This is a genomic window from Variovorax boronicumulans (genome assembly GCF_029892485.1).
Lineage (GTDB): Bacteria > Pseudomonadota > Gammaproteobacteria > Burkholderiales > Burkholderiaceae_C > Variovorax > Variovorax boronicumulans_B.
Genome location: NZ_JARXVG010000026.1, coordinates 1 through 17,946 on the forward strand (window position 1 = coordinate 1; position 17,946 = coordinate 17,946).

General features: G+C 65.8%; 22 protein-coding genes. 12 read left to right on the plus strand and 10 right to left on the minus strand.

The annotated features are described in order from the left end of the window. Nucleotides 1-108 precede the first annotated feature (108 nt). The 9 genes from kdpE to M2282_RS30560 form a co-directional block, all read right to left on the minus strand. A complete protein-coding gene (gene kdpE / locus M2282_RS30520; protein WP_280812518.1) occupies nt 109-807 on the minus strand; it encodes a two-component system response regulator KdpE in 699 nt (232 codons plus the stop codon). 4 nt (nt 808-811) lie between these two features. Next, entirely contained in the window at nt 812-3,556 is a 2,745-nt protein-coding gene (locus M2282_RS30525) for a DUF4118 domain-containing protein (protein WP_280812519.1), read from the minus strand. Nucleotides 3,557-3,573: 17 nt separating this feature from the next. Then, on the minus strand, nt 3,574-3,708 hold the full coding sequence (locus tag M2282_RS30530) for a hypothetical protein (RefSeq protein ID WP_280812520.1): 135 nt from the start codon (nt 3,706-3,708) through the stop codon (nt 3,574-3,576). Then, nucleotides 3,698-4,000 (minus strand): hypothetical protein, encoded by a 303-nt coding sequence (locus M2282_RS30535; RefSeq protein ID WP_280812521.1) that lies wholly within the window; start codon nt 3,998-4,000, stop codon nt 3,698-3,700. Before M2282_RS30535 ends, M2282_RS30530 begins: the two co-directional genes overlap by 11 nt. 65 nt (nt 4,001-4,065) lie before the next feature. After that, complete coding sequence (gene kdpC, locus M2282_RS30540) at nt 4,066-4,650, minus strand: potassium-transporting ATPase subunit KdpC (RefSeq protein WP_280812522.1); 585 nt, start codon at nt 4,648-4,650, stop codon at nt 4,066-4,068. A 12-nt stretch (nt 4,651-4,662) separates the two neighbouring features. Beyond that, entirely contained in the window at nt 4,663-6,762 is a 2,100-nt protein-coding gene (gene kdpB / locus M2282_RS30545; protein ID WP_280812523.1) for a potassium-transporting ATPase subunit KdpB, read from the minus strand. A 13-nt stretch (nt 6,763-6,775) separates the two neighbouring features. Continuing rightward, entirely contained in the window at nt 6,776-8,587 is a 1,812-nt protein-coding gene (gene kdpA, locus M2282_RS30550) for a potassium-transporting ATPase subunit KdpA (protein WP_280812524.1), read from the minus strand. Nucleotide 8,588: 1 nt separating this feature from the next. Beyond that, on the minus strand, nt 8,589-8,687 hold the full coding sequence (kdpF, locus tag M2282_RS30555) for a K(+)-transporting ATPase subunit F (protein WP_042581336.1): 99 nt from the start codon (nt 8,685-8,687) through the stop codon (nt 8,589-8,591). Beyond that, on the minus strand, nt 8,684-8,806 hold the full coding sequence (locus M2282_RS30560) for a hypothetical protein (protein ID WP_280812525.1): 123 nt from the start codon (nt 8,804-8,806) through the stop codon (nt 8,684-8,686). The genes kdpF and M2282_RS30560 overlap by 4 nt, the downstream gene beginning before the upstream one ends. 215 nt (nt 8,807-9,021) lie before the next feature. Between M2282_RS30560 and M2282_RS30565 the strand changes: the two genes are divergently transcribed. Then, nucleotides 9,022-9,693: a helix-turn-helix transcriptional regulator gene (locus M2282_RS30565; RefSeq protein WP_280812526.1), complete on the plus strand. Its 672-nt coding sequence runs from the start codon at nt 9,022-9,024 to the stop codon at nt 9,691-9,693. 31 nt (nt 9,694-9,724) lie between these two features. Further along, on the plus strand, nt 9,725-10,306 hold the full coding sequence (locus tag M2282_RS30570) for a superoxide dismutase (RefSeq protein WP_280812527.1): 582 nt from the start codon (nt 9,725-9,727) through the stop codon (nt 10,304-10,306). Nucleotides 10,307-10,327: 21 nt separating this feature from the next. On the opposite strand, the gene M2282_RS30575 is transcribed toward M2282_RS30570, so the two are convergent. Continuing rightward, a complete protein-coding gene (locus M2282_RS30575; RefSeq protein ID WP_280812528.1) occupies nt 10,328-10,705 on the minus strand; it encodes a VOC family protein in 378 nt (125 codons plus the stop codon). 203 nt (nt 10,706-10,908) lie between these two features. Here M2282_RS30575 and M2282_RS30580 point away from each other — a divergent pair, with 203 nt between their 5' ends. The 10 genes from M2282_RS30580 to M2282_RS30625 all read left to right on the plus strand — a co-directional run bounded on the left by M2282_RS30580 (nt 10,909) and on the right by M2282_RS30625 (nt 17,832). Further along, nucleotides 10,909-11,901 (plus strand): Bug family tripartite tricarboxylate transporter substrate binding protein, encoded by a 993-nt coding sequence (locus tag M2282_RS30580; RefSeq protein ID WP_280812529.1) that lies wholly within the window; start codon nt 10,909-10,911, stop codon nt 11,899-11,901. A gap of 60 nt (nt 11,902-11,961) precedes the next feature. Next, complete coding sequence (locus M2282_RS30585; protein WP_280812530.1) at nt 11,962-13,002, plus strand: MBL fold metallo-hydrolase; 1,041 nt, start codon at nt 11,962-11,964, stop codon at nt 13,000-13,002. A 183-nt stretch (nt 13,003-13,185) separates the two neighbouring features. Next, complete coding sequence (locus tag M2282_RS30590) at nt 13,186-13,515, plus strand: hypothetical protein (RefSeq protein ID WP_176656916.1); 330 nt, start codon at nt 13,186-13,188, stop codon at nt 13,513-13,515. Nucleotides 13,516-14,045: 530 nt separating this feature from the next. After that, entirely contained in the window at nt 14,046-14,417 is a 372-nt protein-coding gene (locus tag M2282_RS30595) for a hypothetical protein (protein WP_280812531.1), read from the plus strand. Between the two features lie 124 nt (nt 14,418-14,541). Then, nucleotides 14,542-15,210: a hypothetical protein gene (locus M2282_RS30600; RefSeq protein WP_280812532.1), complete on the plus strand. Its 669-nt coding sequence runs from the start codon at nt 14,542-14,544 to the stop codon at nt 15,208-15,210. 68 nt (nt 15,211-15,278) lie between these two features. After that, nucleotides 15,279-15,572 carry a hypothetical protein gene (locus M2282_RS30605; RefSeq protein WP_280812533.1) on the plus strand — a complete coding sequence of 98 codons (294 nt, stop codon included), beginning with the start codon at nt 15,279-15,281 and terminating at the stop codon, nt 15,570-15,572. 70 nt (nt 15,573-15,642) lie between these two features. Further along, on the plus strand, nt 15,643-16,203 hold the full coding sequence (locus M2282_RS30610; protein WP_280812534.1) for a hypothetical protein: 561 nt from the start codon (nt 15,643-15,645) through the stop codon (nt 16,201-16,203). Between the two features lie 108 nt (nt 16,204-16,311). Next, nucleotides 16,312-16,557 carry a hypothetical protein gene (locus M2282_RS30615; RefSeq protein ID WP_280812535.1) on the plus strand — a complete coding sequence of 82 codons (246 nt, stop codon included), beginning with the start codon at nt 16,312-16,314 and terminating at the stop codon, nt 16,555-16,557. 51 nt (nt 16,558-16,608) lie between these two features. Continuing rightward, complete coding sequence (locus M2282_RS30620; RefSeq protein ID WP_280812536.1) at nt 16,609-17,403, plus strand: hypothetical protein; 795 nt, start codon at nt 16,609-16,611, stop codon at nt 17,401-17,403. 78 nt (nt 17,404-17,481) lie between these two features. Beyond that, entirely contained in the window at nt 17,482-17,832 is a 351-nt protein-coding gene (locus M2282_RS30625; protein ID WP_280812537.1) for a hypothetical protein, read from the plus strand. The last annotated feature ends 114 nt before the right edge of the window (nt 17,833-17,946 follow it).

The window sequence follows — 17,946 nt, forward strand, 5'->3', positions numbered from 1 at the left end:
GAGTTCGGCGAGACCCCGCCCGTCGCGAGCAGCGCAGGGAAGCCGCGAAGCGGCCGGTGACGTCGGCCGCCCAAGGGCACAGCACCCATCGCCGCAAACCCTGGAAAGCTACACAACCAGCCGATACCCCACAGCAGTCTCCGTCAACAAATGCCGAGGCTGTGCAGGATCGCTTTCCAGCTTCTGCCGCAAATGCCCCATGTAGATGCGCAGGTAATGGCTCTGGTCCGTATGCGAAGGCCCCCATACCTCGCGCAGCAACTGCCGCTGCGTGAGCACGCGGCCCGCATTAGCGACCAGCACCGACAGCAGCCGGTACTCGGTCGGCGTCAGGTGCACCTCCGCGCCGGCGCGGCGCACGATGCGTGCGGCGCGGTCGAGTTCGATCTCGCCGAACCGGAAGACGGCTTCGGCGGGCTCGTCGTTGCCACCACCGGCTGCGCGCGGACGGCGCAGGTTGGCGCGCACGCGTGCGAGCAACTCGCCGGTGCCGAAGGGCTTGGTGAGGTAGTCGTCGGCACCGGCATCGAGCGCGGCGATCTTGTCGGCCTCGTCGGTGCGGGCGGACAGCACGATGATCGGCACGGCCGACCAGCCGCGCACGTCGCGGATCAATGAGACGCCATCGCCATCCGGCAGCCCCAGGTCGAGCACCAGCAGGTCGGGTTGCCGCGTGCCCGCTGCCGCCAGCCCGTCGCGCAGCGTGCCTGCCTCATGCACCAGCCAGCGCTCGGCCTCGAGCGCGCCGCGCACGAAGCGGCGGATCTGCGGCTCGTCCTCGATCACGATGGCGGTGGGGGATGGCATGGCTTCAGAGTTGGGCTTCGGCCGGTTCGGGCGGCTCGCGGCGTGGCAGGGTGACGGTGAATTCTGCACCGCCGTCGCGCGCGTTGGCAGCCGTGATTTCTCCGCCGTGCGCGCTCACCACCGCGCGGCAGATCGCAAGGCCCAGCCCGACACCCGGGGTGGCAGACTCGGCCTCGCCGCGAGTGAACTTGTCGAACAGTTTCTGTTCGCGGCCCAGCAGCGCCGCGGGCAACCCGGGGCCGTGGTCGCGCACCGTGAGCACCAGCGTGCCGGGCTCGGCGCGCGCGCCCACCACGATGGGCGGCGCACCGTATTTGGTGGCGTTTTCCAGCAGGTTGACGAGCACGCGCTCGATCAGCACCGCATCGAACTCGACGAGCGGAAGGTCCGCATCGAGCGCGGTCTGCACGACGGCATCGCCCAGCGAGGTGCGCGCGGCGCGGATCGACGAGCCCACCACCTCCTCGACCGACTGCCAGTCGCGCCGCAGGTTCACCGCGCCGCCGGCGATGCCGCTTTCGAGCCGCGCCATGTCGAGCAGGTTGTTGACCAGCGCATGCAACTCGTGCGCCTGCGCGACGATCGCGCGTGCGGCATCGGCATGCTCTTCGGGCGGCAGGGTCTGCAGCGATTCGGCCAGCGCGATCAGCGCGGTGAGCGGCGTGCGCACGTCGTGCGAGATCGCGCCGAGCAACGCGTTGCGCAGCCGCTCCGACTCCATCTCGACCACGGCCTGCTGCGCCACCTCGACGTAGTGCACGCGCTCCAGCGCGATCGCGATCTGCCGGGCCAGCGTGTCGAGCTGCTGCGCCTGCTCCGGAATCAGCAGCCAGCGCGGCTGCGCGGGCGACAGCGCCAGCACGCCGCGCACGCGCATCGGCGCCTGCAGCGGCACGTAGTGCCAGGGTTGCGCGGCCAGCGTGGCGGTCGCGAGGCCGGCGGGCTGGCCGTGGCGGAAGGCCCAGTCGGCCACCTGGGCGTCGAAGCCCTCGGGGGGTTCCTTCGGCAGCACGAGCTGGTCGGCCGCATCGGTCACCAGCACCATCGCGTGGCCGCCGAAATGGCCCTGCACCGCGGAGGCACCGAGCGTGACGACCTGCGTGCTCTCCAGCGCCGCCGAGAGTTCGCGCGTGAGTTCGAACAATGAGCGCGCGCGCCGCTCGCGGCTGGTCGATACGCCCGCCGCAAAACGCAGCCCAGCGGTGAGCTGTCCCACCAGCAGGCCGACGCCCAGCATGATCGCGAAGGTCAGCACGTACTGCACATCGCTCACCGCGAAAGACAGCCGCGGCGGCACGAAGAAGTAATCGAACGCGCCCACGTTGAGCATCGCCGCCAGCGCCGAAGGACCGCGCCCGAAGCGCATCGCGACACCGACCACGCCGAGCAGGAACAGCATCACGATGTTCGACAGTTCGAGCACGCCGGTCAGCGGCGTGCAGAGCAGCGTGAGCGCCACGCTGGTGGCCGTCGCCCAGGCATAGCCGGGCCAGTGGACGGGCGCCTTCTCGTGATCGTCGTTGTCGGCACGCGGGGTGTTGAGCGGCGTGCGTGCCAGGCGGCGCGCGCTGTCGGCGCGGCCGACCTCCAGGATGTCGAGCGCGGGCGCGCGTTGCGCCAGCGCGCGCGGCAACGAGACCGACGCGGCGGGCCACCAGCGGCGCCAGCCGCTCGCCGGTTCCGAACGCCCCATGACCAGCGTCGCGCAGTTGAGCCTGCGGGCCTGCTCGGACAGTTGCTCGGCCACGTCGGAGCCGGTGAGCACCGCGGTGGCCGCGCCCAGTTCCTCGGCCAGCTTAAGCACCGCGAGGATGCGGTCTCGCTCCGCTGCGGCCAGGCGCTGCAACCGGGGCGTCTCGACATAGGCCGCATGCCAGCGCACATTCAACTGGCCCGCGAGGCGCGCCGCGGTGCGCACCGTCTGTGCCGCGCCTTCGTGCGGGCCGACGCAGGCGAGGATCGCGCCCGAGGTGTTCCAGGCCTGCAGCGCCCCGCCTTGTCCATTGCCGGTCGCGCCCGACTGCTCGACCCGCCAGCCGCGCACATCGTCTTCCACATGCTCGGCGGTGCGGCGCAGCGCAATCTCGCGCAGCGCGATCAGGTTGCCCTTGCGAAAGAAATTCTGCGCCGCGCGCTCGGCCTGCTGCGGCAGGTACACCTTGCCGGCCGCGAGTCGCGCGGTGAGTTCGTCGGGCGTGACATCGACCAGCACCACCTCGTCTGCCTCGTCGAGCACGGTGTCCGGCACGGTCTCGTGCACGCGCACGCCCGTGATGGCGCCGACCGTGCCGTTCAGGCTCTCGAGGTGCTGCACGTTGAGGGCCGACCAGACCTCGATGCCCGCGGCCAGCAGCTCCTGCACGTCCTGCCAGCGCTTGGCATGGCGCGAACCGGGGGCGTTGGTGTGGGCCAGTTCGTCGACCAGCAGCACGGCGGGCCTGCGCGCAAGGGCCGCATCGAGGTCGAACTCGGCGAGCGTGCGGCCGCGGTAGGCCAGCTCGCGCAGCGGCAGCGTATCGAGCCCCGCGAGCAGCGCGGCGGTTTCGCTGCGGCCGTGGGTCTCGACCACGCCGATGAGCACGTCGCGCCCTGCGGCCCGCTCGCGTTGGGCGGCGCTCAGCATTGCCCAGGTCTTGCCGACGCCAGCGCTGGCGCCGAAGTAGATGCGCAGCTTGCCGCGCAGGGCGCGCGCCTCGTCGTTGCGCAGCTGCGCAATCAGGGCGTCGGGGTCGGGGCGGGCGTCGTGCATGGCGGTGGCTGCGCAGGTTATCGCATCGGGCCGCCCTTGCGGCGCCTGGCCTCGTGCCGCCGCGCGGTGCGCGAGAGCACCCACCAGGCGAAGACCAGCGGCACGAAGAGGGCCGCGAGCGCCAGCAGCGCGTGAAAGAGGTCAGTGACCATCGCGCAGGCCGCAGCGCGTCAGGTGCTCGCGCCAGCTCACGAGCCGGCCGATCTCGCCCGAGGGCACGCGCTCGATCAGCCGGTGCAGCACCTCGGCGTAGCTGGCGATGGGCAGGCGGATCATCAAGCGCACGCAAGGTGCATCGCTCTCCTGCGAGCAGAGCGCGTGCAGCAGCGGCTCGCAGCGCACCACGCCCGCATCGGGGCAGCCCGCGATGCTGCGGCGCACGCGCAGTGCGTCGGCACAGCAGACGGTGACGTCGAGCACATAGAACGGGCTCGTAGTGGTCATGGGAGCGTGCGTTCGCAGCACGCCAGGGTGTTCACGGTAAGCGGCATAGGCCATGGCTTTTCTCCTCAGCGCACCGAAGCATCGAGCGCGAGATTCAGTGCGAGAACGTTGACGCGCGATTCACCGAGCAGGCCCCAGAGCGCGCCCTGGGTGTTCTTCTCGATCAGCGCGTTGATCTGTTCGACCGGCACGCCGCGCACGCGCGCAACGCGGGCCGCCTGGTAGTGCGCGGCGGCGGGGCTGATGTCCGGGTCGAGCCCGCTGGCCGACGCCGTGACGAGATCGACCGGCACCGGCGCGGTGTTTCCCGGGTCCGCGGCGCGCAGGGCTTCGACGCGCGCCTTGATCGCATCAGTCAGCGCCGGGTTGAGCGGGCCCTGGTTCGCGCCGCCCGAGGCGCTCGCGTTGTAGGGCTGCGGCGCGGTGGCCGACGGGCGGCCCCAGAAGTGCTTCGGATCGCTGAAGTTCTGGCCGATGAATTTGGAGCCGACCGTCGTGCCGTCGAGCACGATCAGGCTGCCCGCCGCCTCCTTAGGAAATACCGCCTTCGCGGCGCCGGTGACGGCCATCGGATAGATGAGCCCGGTGAGTGCGCTCAGCAGTGCGAAGAGCACGATGGCGGGGCGAAGAATGCTGCTGTTGTTGTTCATGAGAAAAACTCCTCAGACCAGGTGGACTGCGACGAGCAGCCAGTCGATCAACTTGATGCCGATGAAAGGGACGAGTAGGCCGCCCAGGCCGTAGATGGCCAGGTTGCGGCGCAGCAGCGCGGCTGCGCCCACCGGCCGGTAGCGCACACCCTTGAGCGCGAGCGGAATCAGGAACACGATGACGAGCGCGTTGAAGATCACCGCCGAAAGAATGGCCGACGACGGGCTCGCCAGGCGCATCACGTTGAGCGCGCCCAGCTGCGGATAGGTCGACACGAAGATCGCCGGAATGATCGCGAAGTACTTCGCCACGTCGTTCGCGATCGAGAAGGTGGTGAGCGAGCCGCGCGTCATGAGCAGCGCCTTGCCGGTCTCCACCACTTCGAGCAGCTTGGTCGGGTTGGAGTCCAGGTCGACCATGTTGCCGGCTTCCTTGGCGGCCTGCGTGCCGCTGCCCATGGCCACGGCCACGTCGGCTTGGGCGAGTGCGGGTGCGTCGTTGGTGCCGTCGCCGGTCATCGCGACCAGGCGGCCTTCGGCCTGGTACTTGCGGATCAGCGCGAGCTTGTCCTCGGGCGTGGCTTCGGCGAGGAAGTCGTCCACGCCCGCTTCGGCGGCGATGGCGGCTGCCGTGAGCTTGTTGTCGCCGGTGATCATCACCGTCTTGATGCCCATGCGGCGCAACTCGGCGAAGCGGTCCTTGATGCCGGTCTTGACGATGTCCTTGAGCTCGACCACGCCGAGCACGCGGTCGCCCTCGGCCACGGCCAGCGGCGTGCTGCCGCGGCGCGCGGTTTCCTCGGCGGCGCGCAGCATCTCGGGCGGCACGCTGCCGCCCAGCGATTCGACATGGCGACGGATCGCCTCGACCGCGCCCTTGCGCAGCAGGATGACGTCGGTGTCCAGGCTGTTGGGCGCTGCAGGCAGGTCGACGCCGCTCATGCGGGTCTGCGCGGTGAAGGGCACGAAACGGGCGCCTTCGACAGACGCGGCCTCCAGGCCGTCGCGGCGCGCGAGCTCGACGATGCTGCGGCCTTCGGGCGTTTCGTCGGCCAGCGAAGCGAGCATCGCGGCGCGCGCGAGGCGGCCCTTCGGTACGCCGGGCGCGGGCAGGAAGGCGCTGGCCTGGCGATTGCCGTGCGTGATGGTGCCGGTCTTGTCGAGCAGCAGCACGTCGACGTCGCCGGCCGCTTCCACGGCGCGACCCGAAGTGGCGATCACGTTGGCCTGCATCATGCGGCTCATGCCGGCCACGCCGACGGCCGAGAGCAGCCCGCCGATGGTCGTCGGAATCAGGCATACCAAGAGCGCCACCAATGCGGTGAGCGACACCACAGTGCCCGCGCCCGCAGCCTCCACGCTGAACACCGAGAACGGCAGCAGCGTGACGGTGACCATCAGAAACACGATGGTGAGCGCGACCAGCAGAATCGTCAGCGCGATCTCGTTCGGCGTCTTCTGGCGCTTGGCCGCTTCGACCATGCCGATCATGCGATCGAGGAACGATTCGCCCGGGTTCACCGAGACGCGCACCACCAGCCAGTCGGACAGCACGCGGGTGCCGCCGGTCACTGCAGAGAAGTCGCCGCCCGATTCGCGCACCACGGGTGCCGATTCGCCGGTGATGGCGCTTTCGTCGACCGAGGCCACGCCTTCGATCACTTCGCCGTCGAGCGGGACCACATCGCCGGTCTCGACCAGCACGACGTCGCCCTTGCGCAGGTTGGGCGCCTGTTCGGGCAACCATTGCGCGCCGTGGTGCGGCTCCTGCAGCTTCTTGGCCCAGGTGTCCTTGCGAAGACCGCGCAGCGACGCGGCCTGCGCCTTGCTGCGGCCCTCGGCGAGGGCTTCCGCGAAGTTCGCGAACAGCACGGTGAACCACAGCCAGACGGTCACGGCGAGCACGAAGGCGGGCTTCATGCCGGTGTCGCCCGGGAAGCTCAGCGAATGCACCCAGAGCAGGCTGGTGAGGATGCTCCCGATGTAGACGATGAACATCACCGGGTTGCGCCACTGGGTGCGCGGATTCAGCTTGGCGAAGGCGTCCCAGAGGGCGGGCTTGACCAGCGCTGCATCGAACAGCGAAAGAGATGTTTTGGTGTTGGCAGTCATGGTGCGCTCCTTCTTATTTCCAGAGCACGAGGTGTTCGACGATCGGACCCAGGGCCAGCGCCGGAACGTAGTTGAGCAAGCCGACCAGCAGCACGGTGCCGATCAGCAAAGAGACGAACAGCGGGCCGTGCGTGGGCAGCGTGCCGCCGGTGACGGGCAGGCGCTTCTTGGCGGCCAGCGAACCGGCAATGGCCAGCACCGGCACGATCATCGCGAAGCGGCCGAGCCACATGGCCAGCGCGAGCAGGCCGTTGTAGAAGGGCGTGTTGGCCGAGAGGCCGGCGAAGGCGCTGCCGTTGTTGTTGGCGGCAGAAGTCAGCGCGTAGAGGATTTCCGAGAAGCCGTGTGCGCCCGGGTTCGCGATGCCGGCCTTGCCGGCGCCCGCGATCACCGCCACCGCGGTGCCGGCCAGCACCAGGATCGGCGTGACCAGGATGGCGATGGAGATGAGCTTCATCTCGCGCACTTCGATCTTCTTGCCCAGGTACTCGGGCGTGCGACCGATCATCAGGCCCGCGATGAACACGGCGAGCATCGCGAAGATCAGCATGCCGTAGAGGCCGCTGCCGACGCCGCCGAACACCACTTCACCCAATTGCATGAGCACCATCGGCACCATGCCGCCGAGCGGGGTGAGCGAGTCGTGCATCGCGTTCACGGCGCCGCACGAGGCGGCGGTGGTGATGGCGGCGAAGAGGGCCGAGGCGTCGATGCCGAAGCGCACTTCCTTGCCTTCCATGTTGCCGCCGGATTGCAGTGCGCTCGAGACCTGGTCGACGCCGAGCGCGCCGAACAACGGATTGCCGGCCTGCTCGGCGGGCGTGATCACGATCACCGCGACGACGAACATGATCGTCATCGCCGCAAGCACGGCCCAGCCCTGGCGCATGTCACCCACCACATGGCCGAAGGCGAAGCACAGCGCCGCCGGGATCAGGAAGATCGCGATCATCTGCAGCAGGTTGGCGAGCGCGGTCGGGTTCTCGTAGGGATGCGCCGAGTTGGCGTTGAAGAAGCCGCCACCGTTGGTGCCGACCATCTTGATCGCTTCCTGCGAAGCGACCGGGCCCATGGCGAGCGTCTGTGTCTTGGTGGTGGCGTCTTCCATCACCGGGGCGCCCTTCTCGTCCTTCAGCGGCTGGCCGTCGGCACCGTTCTTCGGCTGCTGGAAGGCGGTGGTCTCGACGGTGGCCACATCCTTGTAGGCGTCGAAGTTCTGGATCACGCCCTGGCCCACGAAGAAGATCGCGAGCACGAACGACAGCGGCAGCAGCACCCACAGCGTGACGCGGGTGATGTCGGCCCAGAAGTTGCCGACCAGGCCCTTGCCCCCACCCCCCCCGTTCCCCCTGCGCGCGAAGCCACGCACCAGCGCGAAGGCCACCGCAATGCCGGTGGCGGCCGAGAAGAAGTTCTGCACCGTCAGGCCGAGCATCTGCGTGAGATAGCTCATGGTCGACTCGCCGGCATAGCCCTGCCAGTTGGTGTTGCTGACGAAGCTCACCGCGGTGTTGAAGGCCGAGTCGGCCGACACCGCGCCCATGCCGGCCGGGTTCAGCGGCAGCACGCCCTGCAGGCGCTGAAGCGCGTAGACGGCGACGGCACCGAGGAGGTTGAAGGCCAGCAGCGCCAGCGCGTAGGTGCGCCAGTTCATCGAGCGCTCGGGCGAGGTGCCCGCGAGCTTGTAGAGCGGCGCCTCGACGCGCTGCATCCAGCGCGGCACGCGCTCGTTGCAGAGAGCGGCAAGGAATTTGCCGACGGGCCACGCCAGCACACCGAGTGCGGCAAGGAAGAGGGCCAGCAGGCCCCAGGCGGAGGCGGTCATTTCAGAATTCCTCGGCGCAGATCAGCGCGAAGACGAGGTAGGCGAACAGGATCACGGCGATGAGCGCGCCGAATCCGTAGAGGACTTGGAGGCTGATCACGATGCGTCTCCGTTGCTGCTTTTGGGTGGGTTGGGGCCCTCGAGCCTGTTCAGCCCGACGACCATGGCCGCCACCACGGCCCATAGCGCCAGCAAGGCGCTCATCCAGACGATGTCCATTCAATTGCTCCTGGAGCGAAACACAAGGGCTTCAGTCTCGGCAGGCGCCCGTAAAAACGGGGAACAGAGTCGGCGGGGCCGCATAAAGAAAGCGTAAAAACGCCCGCGCCGCCGCATGGCCCGGAACTGGGCGGGGTCATTGCGGTGCCGCACTCGACAGTGCGGCCGACCTCAACCAATAATCAAAGCAATTGCTTGATAAATAGCAAGCCCCCATGCACAACCCCCCCACGAAGCCGAACGTGCCCGCCTGGCAGCCGCACCAGCCGGCAGACCGCATCCTCTCCACGCTCAAGACCCGCGGCGCGCTCGGCATTCCCGACATCGCCAAGGTGCTGGGCGTCACGGTGGAAGCGGTGCGCCAGCAGATGGCCAAGCTGGAGGCCGAAGGCCTGGTCGACGCAGAGAGCCGCCCGAGCGGCCGCGGCCGGCCGACGCAGATCTGGCGGCTCACCGGCGAAGGCCACAAGCGCTTTCCCGACACGCACGCGGAAATGACGGTGCAGATGATCAGCGCCGTGATCAGCGTGTTCGGCGAGAAGGGCATGGACCAGCTGATCGGCGCGCGCGAGAACGCGATGCGCGCCACTTACACCGAAGCCATGCGCGGCGCGCGCAGCCTCAAGTCGCGGCTGGAGCGGCTCGCGGAAATTCGCAGCCGCGAAGGCTACATGGCCGAGTTCCGGCCCGAGGGCGACGGCTTTCTCTTCATCGAGAACCACTGCCCCATCTGCACCGCGGCGCAGGCCTGCACGGGTTTCTGCCGCAGTGAACTGCAACTCTTCGACGAAGTGCTGGGGCCCGAAGTGACCGTCAGCCGCGTCGAGCATGTGCTCGCGGGTGCGCGGCGCTGCGCCTACCAGGTCAGCCCCACGCCCCGCGCCTGAACGTTTTACCCACCACCAAGAAGGACCCACGATGGAACACAAGCTCCCACCCCTGCCCTATGCCCTCGACGCGCTGGCCCCCGAGTACTCGCAAGAGACCCTCGAGTACCACTACGGCAAGCACCACAACGCCTACGTGGTGAACCTGAACAACCTGCAGAAGGGCACCGAGTTCGAAGCCCTCACGCTGGAAGAAATCATCAAGAAGGCCAGCGGCGGCATCTACAACAACGCCGCCCAGATCTGGAACCACACCTTCTTCTGGAACTGCATGAAGCCCCAGGGCGGCGGCGCACCGACCGGCGCGCTGGCCAAGGCCATCGATGCCAAGTGGGGCAGCTACGACGCTTTCAAGGAAGCCTTCGTGAAGTCGGCCGTGGGCAACTTCGGTTCGGGCTGGACCTGGCTCGTGAAGAAGGCCGATGGATCGGTGGACATCGTGAACACCGGCGCCGCCGGCACGCCGCTGACCACTGCAGACACCGCGCTGCTGACCGTGGACGTCTGGGAACACGCCTACTACATCGACTACCGCAACCTGCGCCCGAAGTTCGTCGAGACCTTCCTGGCCAAGCTGGTGAACTGGGACTTCGCCGCCCGGAACTTCGGCTGATCGCCGACCGGCGGCAACGCCTCAATCGTTGATGAGGTTGAGGATGTTGCCGTCCGGGTCCTTGAACCAGGCGACCTTCATGTCGCCCGTGACGTGGATGTCGCCTTCGAGCGTTGCGCCTGGAATGTCGTAGTGCTCGAAGCGCACGCCCTTGGCCTGGAGCGCGGCCACGAGGCGCCCGATGTCGCCATCGACCGACCAGGTCACGGCCGTCGCCTGGTTGGTGCCGGCGAACGACGAGCGGTACACGTTGATGCGCGTGTTGCCGCTGCGGTAGACGACGACCTCGTCGCCCTCCGCATCGATCTGCGCGAGGCCCAGGATGTCTTCGTAGAACCGGCGGGCCACCGCGAGGTCTTTCACTGCGAGATTGGCCACTGCATTGATGTTTCCGAGCATGGGTGTCTCCTGCGTGGATCGGCGCTCCATCTTCGGCACCGGACCGCGCATGTCAAGCCGCCGCCGCTGGATACGGGGCCCATCGCGAACGAAGAAAATCCCCTGGCGCCGCTTCCGGCACACTGCACCCCTGGTGCAGTGAGGCCTGAAGGCTTCCATCGACACTGCTGCAACCCGAACTTGGCAGACGAAGAGACAAACCCATGATCATCAGCAAATTCACCCGCTCGCTGGCCTTCGCGCTGGCGCTCCCGCTGACCGCTTCCCTCACGTTCGCCACCGCTGCGCACGCGCAGGCCTATCCCGCCAAGCCCATCCGCATGATCGTGCCCTTCCCGCCCGGCGGCGGCACCGACATCCTCGCCCGCCTGGTCGCGCAGAAGCTCACCGAGACCAACCACTGGACCGTGGTGCCCGACAACCGCGGCGGTGCCGGCGGCACCATCGGCATCGCCGAGGCCGCGCGCGCCGCGCCCACGGGCTACGACATCGTGATGGGCCAGAAGGACAACATGGTCGTCGCGCCCTGGCTCTACAAGAACCTGAGCTACAACCCGGTGAAGGACCTCACGGCCGTGGCACACGTGGCCTACACGCCGGTCGTGATCGTCACGCAGGCCAACTCCAAGTTCAAGACGCTGGACGACGTGGTGAAGGCCGCGCGCGCCGCGCCCGACACCATCACCTACGGCTCGCCCGGCAACGGCACCACCATCCACCTGGCCGGCGAGATCTTCAACAGCGCCGCCAAGATCAAGATGCGCCACGTGCCGTACAAGGGCTCCAACGCGGCCATGATGGACGTGCTCGCGGGCAACGTCGACCTGATGGTGTCGTCGGTGCCCTCGGCCATGGCGCAGATCAAGGCCGGCAAGCTGCGTCCGCTGGCCGTGACCTCGGCAAAGCGCAGCACCTCGCTGCCCGACACGCCCACCGTCGCCGAGCTCGGCTACAAGGACTTCGACGTGAGCACCTGGTACGGCGTCTTCGTGCCGGCCGGCACGCCCAAGGACATCGTCGCCACGCTGAACACCGAGATCAACAAGCTGCTGGCCACGCCCGAAATGAAGGCCGCCATCATCGGCCAGGGCGCCGAGCCGCAGAGCATGACGCCCGAGCAGTTCGGCACGCTGCTGAAGACCGACTACGAGAAGTGGAAGGGCATCGTGCAAGCTTCGGGCGCGACCATCGAATAAGCCTCGCAGTCGCAGAATGGTGTCTCCACAACGGGCCGCAATGACGGCATGGAGACACCGATGGCATTTCTTCGCGAGAACTCACGCACCCTGCTGCTGAAGACCACCGCCCTGGCAGCGGTTGTCGCTTTCACCCAAGGCTGCGCGCAAACGCCGGCGCAGCAACAACCTCCTTCGGAAGCCACCGTGGCCGCGCACGTCGCCGCCGCCACGCGCACGGCCGGCACCGACCTCACGCCGCTCCTGGCGCTCTGCAAGCCCGCGCCGGCCGCACAGCCGCCGCAGGCCGAGATGGACAAGGGCCTCAGGGCACTCATCGACAAGCCCGCACCGCCGCCGGGCAAGGCCTTCGACAACCTCTACTTCGTGGGCGCCGACTGGGTGAGCGCCTGGGCGATCAAGACCTCGGATGGCATCATCCTCATCGATGCGCTCAACAACCAGATGGAAGCCGCCGCGCTCATCGAAGGCGGCATGCGCAGGCTCGGGCTCGATCCGGCGCAGATCAAGTACGTGGTCGTCACCCACGGCCACGGCGACCACTACGGCGGTGCGCCCTACCTTGCGCAGAAGTACCGCGCCCGCGTGGTGATGAGCGAGGCCGACTGGACGATGACCGAGACGAAGCTCGAGTTCGCCACGCCCGTCTGGGGCGCACCACCCAAGCGTGGCGCGGGCGATGTGTCGGCGAAGGACGGCGACCGCCTCACGCTAGGCGACACCACCGTCACGCTGTACATCACGCCGGGCCACACCATGGGCACGATCTCGCCCGTGTTCGACGTGAGCGCGAACGGCCGGAAGCACCGCGCGATGCTCTGGGGCGGCACCGCCTTCAACTTCGGCAAGAACCTGCCGCGGCTGGAGAGCTACATCGGCGCCACCCGGCGCATGGACACGGTGGTGAAGGCGCAGAACGTCGATGTGCTGCTGTCGAACCATTCGGCCATGGACAGCTCGCAGACCCGGCTGGCGGCGCTGCGGCAGCAGCCGGCGAACGAGGCCAATCCGTTTGTGATCGGCACGCCCGCGGTGTCGCGTGCGTTGAACGTGATGGGTGAGTGCGCGCAGGCGCAGCGGGACCGGTTCGCGCTGCAGTGATGTCGTGCTCCCTCTCCCCTTGGGGAGGGTTGGGGCGAGGGCCTGCGGCGCAGCGAAGTCCGATGTCTCTTGAGGGTCCTTCGAGAGGGCAGCGCGACCGGCTACAGTCGGCCAAGAGCAGCCGCTCAACACGGTCTACTCTCGGAGCGGTCGAGTCCAAAGAATCACTTCTCGCGATAACCTATGAAACGAATTCCTGATCGCCACGCCCCCGACGATTGGACTGAGGAAGGAGCCAAGATTCTTTCCGAAGCAAGCCTTGCGAAAATCAAGAATGCGTTGGCTAGAGGTCCTGTCATTGTTCAGCACTGGTTCTATCGAGGGGCAAGTTGTCCATGTGTCGTTTCATTCGAGGACCTCGAAGAATTTGAAGCCTATCTGGAACAGCATGCAATTCCGGGTGATGCCTTTGAGGTCTGGAGCTTCAACGAGGTCTGCAAGACGGAAAACGTGCTCGCTGAAGGTAAGCTGCATGACTCGGATGGCTGCGTACCTAGGGGCGGCGCCTACTGACGACCGTCGCGTCCGGCTGCAGCCGGTTAGAAGCAGTCGGTCGGCGAAGCGATAGAGTTCGCAAGCAAAGGGGTTTAGATCCATGAAAATTGCTTGCCACTGCGGTTCGACAATCTACGACGGGAACGACGACACCCCAAACAAGGCTCGCTTTACGCCTGACCAAGATTGGTGTGCGAAGTGGGACGCATTTGACGAACATGTCATCGGTGCCGCAGTCGCAAGCCAACTGACACTTGATGCTCTGTCGATGAGGGCGCGAGAGATTTTCTGGGGCGACAGCTTGCGGTCGATGTGGCAGTGCGAGACTTGCGGAAGGCTGTATCTGGACGGGCGGGACGGAACGCTGCAGTGCTTCGTACCATCGACCCCGGATACAGACAGGGCGCTGCTTTGTAAGAAACCCGCCGGCTAACGGCCAACACGGGACCTTCCGACCCCGGTCAGAATTCGCTCCAAACCACCCTTTACTTCGTCGCGCCATGGGCCCTTGGTTATCGAATCCGGTTGTTCACACCGCCATCGGCGACATGCCCGTCGAACTCCGGATGCCGTCGGGCGGGCGACCCAGTGCGGCAATGCTTGAGCTGGCGTCTAGGCTCTCTGAATATGCGGAACAGCATGCCGAAGACATCTTGGACCTCATCTATGCGCACTACCGGTACGCCGAAGCCAGTGAGTGGCTCGACTTTTGGGATGTCCCCACGGGCCTGACCAGAGCCCAAGTCATGGGGGAGGTGGATTCAGTGGCCCTTGTGGTCGACCCCGACCTCGTCGCCAGCGTGTACGTCAACCCGCGCTGGGATCCAGAGCACAAACTTGACCTGCGGTTTGAGGGGACGATTACAGCAGTGAACGGCGAAGCCTTCGACCTGGTCGATGGGACCTTGGTCCGGCGCTGAGGCTGCACTGCCGTGCGCCAGAATGCGGCCACAACCGGCCATTCGAGGAGGGCGTAGAAATGAGCCCCAAAGCCTCCAGCTTGAAACAGGTGATCATGCTATCTAGATCGCTTCAAACGGCACGATGAAACGACCGATGCAGATTTCGTCCCCGCGTGACTTGAAGCGTTACGCCACCAGATTTGCCTTGGTCCTCGTCGTCGCTGCCTTGCACGGCCTGATGATCGGCTTCCTCAGTATCGCGAGCAAACCGGGTATACCGGCGGCCGCCGATGTACAGCGTATCGCAGTGCATTTGATCGCTGTCGAGCCTCCGAATCCGCCCACCAAGCCTGCCTTGCCGCCGACATCATCCCCAGTGCCATCGACGGCCCGCGCACTGGGTGTACGCGCTCGCACGCGGCCTGATATTGCGCCTGCTGTCCGGCGTGATGCCTCGAGCATCGCTGCAACCGAACCTGCCGCGCCTGTGACACCCGACCTGCCATCCACAGCGCAGCCGCGACCGCTCGACCTGAACTCCGAAGCCACGCGCCGCGCCTTGCGAGACATGGATAAGAGCCGCCCACGCTCGTTCGCAGAACAAGCCAACAGCACGCTCGGCAACACGCCTGGATCGTCCCTCGACTCCCGTCTGGGCGCAGGCATCGCCGCCGCGCGGCGGGGCGACTGCCAGCGTGGCGAGTTCAAGCCTTGGGCAGTCGATGTGGGACTAGGACCGGAATACAAGCTGTCCCTGCCAGGCGTGGTCCGCGCCTTGGCCGACGGTGAGTGCGCTGCCCTGAGTCGCTAACGCTTTCATCACGACCGGCTACAGTCGGCCAAGACCAGTCACTCGCCGACGCGACAGAATCTGACCACATGGCGACAACCAGACCGCAAAAAATCCCGTTGGCTTCCTTGCAGGAGGCGGCTCGGCGTGCAACTCGAACTGCGCTTGAGTCGTTCGGGCGCATTCCCGACGATGTCGAGCTCACGCTTGGAACGCACTGGGAGGAAGACGAAGTTGTCTTTGAGCTGTACATCGCGAAGGACCAGCCCACGGATGCGCTGGTGCTCACAGAGGCCCGCGTGAATCAATATGACGGACAAGTGCGATCCGTCCGCGTATTCGAGAAGGCAATTGCGGGCGTGATGGCGAAGGAAAGGCCGTAGCCCGAAACCGGCCAAGACCAGACATTCCGATGAACCTTCTGATTTGCAGCTTCGCCGGCGGAAAACGGGCATGAAGCCACGTCTTCGTCCGCCTACGGTTCCCTGGAAGGTCAGTCCGTCGGTTCCGCACATTGGCGTCACCCAGCGAGACGTCAACGGCAGCGCGTACGTGACCTTTATCGGGTTCTTCAAAACCGCCGGTCTGGATGCGGCAGCCGATTCTGTCGCAGCTACCATCCCGGCCCCCGAGGACTTCGTCGAAGCATCCGATTGGCACGGCTCCAGGCACAGGCTGGTGCAGCTTGAGTTCTCGAACTGCATAAGGGTTCGACAAACCCCCGCTTTCGCCGACACGGAGGTTGTCGAGGAAGAGGCATACGACTGGTCGCTCGTCCCGAGCAACATGCGAGAGGACGAGACTGCCGAAGCCTGCGTTCAACGAATTCACGACCTTTGGCTGTCCACGGGAGCTTGTCCGGACCCCGGGATGTATGAGGTGGAAGGTTCGCTCTGGCTTGCGGCTCTAGGCCACCCTCGCGACGCGCGTCACTTTCTGCTGCTTGGGCATGACGACTATCTGGAGATCATCGCCGGCAGCTGGAAATGGAAACCCGGGCAGGCCGTGCTCTGAGCGGAAGCGTTCACCGGCAGAATGCGGCCACTACCAGACACTCGCAGCATCGGACAGAATGCATTGCAGAGCGCTCGTTCGGCCGCTGCACCAATGTAGGCATTGCCCATGAATGAAGATTTGGATGTAGCGAAGCGCGCTCTCGACCTCCAGGCTCGTGCGCGGGACTATGCGCTGGTGCAGTTGCCAGGTTATCGAGCGTGGTCGAAGCGGAAGCTTCTCGAAGGTACCTCTGAGGCTCTTATTGCGCATCTCGATGCCACAGCTATGTGGCTCCTACCCGAAGAGGTATCTGGCGTGAGCGAAGACGATTTTGAGGAGCTGCTGACGGATCTGCGTGATGCGGTGGAATAGACAATCAAGTCGCTTTCGGCCAGAACCTGTCTTTCAAAATCGCCCTCAATAATGGACATCACACGCATCCAGCGCTCGGTCTTCTACCGTTATCAGCACGCGACCGGTCCGAAGTGCGTCCTGGTTTCCGTTCGATTTGGAAAGGCCCCGCCCAATGGCCCAACGTTGATTCGGCTACTCGCGATGGATCAAACGGAAGCCGCGGTCCAGTTTGACCTGTCGAATCACGTGTCCGAGATACTGGCTGGTGTGGATCGGGCGAACTCTGAACTTGGAACCCGCCTTGAAGTTGAGGCGATTGAGGTCGTTCCCGACGACCATCCAGGAAAGGGCCAAGCCGAGCACGTCGCCTATCAAATCGCCATGGCCGTGGGTCGGGGCGAGGACCTGATTCGTCTAAAGCCGGTCGTGAGGGTCATAGCGGGCCCGTTTCAGCCGGACTCCACGTGTGAGGTCGTGTCCATCTCATACGCGGGCGATGGCCTCAAGATGAGAGTGGAAGGTTCGGAGCTCGCCACTGACGTGGTGTTTCCCTCGGTCTGGGGATTCCGAGTACTCGATGAACTCGACCTGACAGAATTCTGGTCTGAGTGCTCATTGAAGACGGGCTGGCTTTTCGAGGTCACGGCGGGCGGGTGGAAAGCTCTCGAGCTTCACCGTGCGCATTTCGTGACCGGCCGGTTATACGAAGAGCTACGCGAATTCCTCGTGGTCGGAAATGATTGCGTTAGTGTCCTGAGCAAGGATGAACCGCAGCTACAGACCTGCGCGAACTGCGCACAGTCGAATCGTTCACGGCCCTTCCAGGCAGCCCAACGAGCGGCAAATCTAAGGAATTTCAGCTAGCGCTTGAGGGCGGTAGAACCGGCGCAGCAAAGGCTATATTCGGCCAGGAACGGTCATTCCAAGCAGGAGTCCAATCGCGTGAAACGAATCGTGTTGCTGACGGTTGCAGAGCGCTTCCAGCTCTCCGGCATCGGCCTAACCTTGGCGCCGGATTTCCCTGTGCAAGATGGCTGGAAGAACCTATCGGAAAAGGTCCTTGTTGTCGCGCCTGGCGGAAGCGAATTCAAGGCTCAAGCCCAGCTCAACATGGCGCACTTCAACTTCGGCAACACCCCGACGTCTGCACAGCGGGAACGGACCTGGCGCGTCGTCGTATTGCTTGTCGACGTTGAGAAGGCCAATGTGCCCATTGGCAGCCAGATTCTGGTGTCGCCCGAAACGCATCGTGCGGTGCTGGGAGGCGGTGCCTTAGATTCCGATGCGGTGTAGCGCCGCCTTCGGCCAAGAGAGCATCGGTGATCGGGCGGGTTGATTTGACCTGCGGAGTTCTCTTCCTAGACTCGTAAATCCACTACGAAGGAGAGCCTGAATGACCTATTTCAC

What these genes read in the sequence shown, in the direction of transcription:
- M2282_RS30570 (WP_280812527.1), top strand. Translation starts at nt 9,725, where the DNA reads ATGGAACACAAGCTCCCACCCCTGCCCTATGCCCTCGACGCGCTGGCC.
- kdpA (WP_280812524.1), bottom strand. Translation starts at nt 8,587, where the DNA reads ATGACCGCCTCCGCCTGGGGCCTGCTGGCCCTCTTCCTTGCCGCACTC.
- M2282_RS30610 (WP_280812534.1), top strand. Translation starts at nt 15,643, where the DNA reads ATGAAGCCACGTCTTCGTCCGCCTACGGTTCCCTGGAAGGTCAGTCCG.
- M2282_RS30565 (WP_280812526.1), top strand. Translation starts at nt 9,022, where the DNA reads ATGCACAACCCCCCCACGAAGCCGAACGTGCCCGCCTGGCAGCCGCAC.
- M2282_RS30530 (WP_280812520.1), bottom strand. Translation starts at nt 3,708, where the DNA reads ATGGTCACTGACCTCTTTCACGCGCTGCTGGCGCTCGCGGCCCTCTTC.
- M2282_RS30620 (WP_280812536.1), top strand. Translation starts at nt 16,609, where the DNA reads ATGGACATCACACGCATCCAGCGCTCGGTCTTCTACCGTTATCAGCAC.
- M2282_RS30600 (WP_280812532.1), top strand. Translation starts at nt 14,542, where the DNA reads ATGAAACGACCGATGCAGATTTCGTCCCCGCGTGACTTGAAGCGTTAC.
- M2282_RS30535 (WP_280812521.1), bottom strand. Translation starts at nt 4,000, where the DNA reads ATGACCACTACGAGCCCGTTCTATGTGCTCGACGTCACCGTCTGCTGT.
- M2282_RS30525 (WP_280812519.1), bottom strand. Translation starts at nt 3,556, where the DNA reads ATGCACGACGCCCGCCCCGACCCCGACGCCCTGATTGCGCAGCTGCGC.
- M2282_RS30575 (WP_280812528.1), bottom strand. Translation starts at nt 10,705, where the DNA reads ATGCTCGGAAACATCAATGCAGTGGCCAATCTCGCAGTGAAAGACCTC.
- M2282_RS30615 (WP_280812535.1), top strand. Translation starts at nt 16,312, where the DNA reads ATGAATGAAGATTTGGATGTAGCGAAGCGCGCTCTCGACCTCCAGGCT.
- M2282_RS30580 (WP_280812529.1), top strand. Translation starts at nt 10,909, where the DNA reads ATGATCATCAGCAAATTCACCCGCTCGCTGGCCTTCGCGCTGGCGCTC.
- M2282_RS30585 (WP_280812530.1), top strand. Translation starts at nt 11,962, where the DNA reads ATGGCATTTCTTCGCGAGAACTCACGCACCCTGCTGCTGAAGACCACC.
- M2282_RS30560 (WP_280812525.1), bottom strand. Translation starts at nt 8,806, where the DNA reads ATGGACATCGTCTGGATGAGCGCCTTGCTGGCGCTATGGGCCGTGGTG.
- kdpB (WP_280812523.1), bottom strand. Translation starts at nt 6,762, where the DNA reads ATGACTGCCAACACCAAAACATCTCTTTCGCTGTTCGATGCAGCGCTG.
- kdpC (WP_280812522.1), bottom strand. Translation starts at nt 4,650, where the DNA reads ATGAACAACAACAGCAGCATTCTTCGCCCCGCCATCGTGCTCTTCGCA.
- M2282_RS30590 (WP_176656916.1), top strand. Translation starts at nt 13,186, where the DNA reads ATGAAACGAATTCCTGATCGCCACGCCCCCGACGATTGGACTGAGGAA.
- kdpE (WP_280812518.1), bottom strand. Translation starts at nt 807, where the DNA reads ATGCCATCCCCCACCGCCATCGTGATCGAGGACGAGCCGCAGATCCGC.
- M2282_RS30605 (WP_280812533.1), top strand. Translation starts at nt 15,279, where the DNA reads ATGGCGACAACCAGACCGCAAAAAATCCCGTTGGCTTCCTTGCAGGAG.
- M2282_RS30595 (WP_280812531.1), top strand. Translation starts at nt 14,046, where the DNA reads ATGCCCGTCGAACTCCGGATGCCGTCGGGCGGGCGACCCAGTGCGGCA.